General features: G+C 34.8%; 1 protein-coding gene. It reads left to right on the top strand.

Annotated elements, in window-relative coordinates; genetic code table 11:
• On the top strand, positions 1–270 hold a 270-nt coding region (locus R0J88_RS20370), incomplete at both ends, for a hypothetical protein (protein ID WP_410900930.1).

Below are 270 nucleotides of genomic sequence, written 5' to 3'. Positions count from 1 at the left end.
ATACAATTCAAACAATTAAAGGATTTGCGTTAACTGCTGAAGAGCCTGGAAAAGACGTATTGTATTATGAAAATGATGACTCCCTCTTCATGCGAATTGAATACTCGACAGTAAATGATACAACGTTCGATGAGTTGGTAACCAACACAGAAGAAACTATGACTGCAATCAATGAGGAATATGAAACAGTTGACTTCACACCTTATCAAAACGATTATAAACTTACTAGATCAGCTGCCTATAAAACAAACTTTGAAGATGAAGAAGTAC

It is taken from the genome of Pseudoalteromonas sp. SIMBA_162 (assembly GCF_046535955.1).
In the GTDB taxonomy this organism is placed as follows: domain Bacteria; phylum Pseudomonadota; class Gammaproteobacteria; order Enterobacterales; family Alteromonadaceae; genus Pseudoalteromonas; species Pseudoalteromonas marina.
The sequence above is the reverse complement of the archived record's forward strand: the minus strand, read 5'-3'. Positions and strand labels throughout refer to the sequence as shown.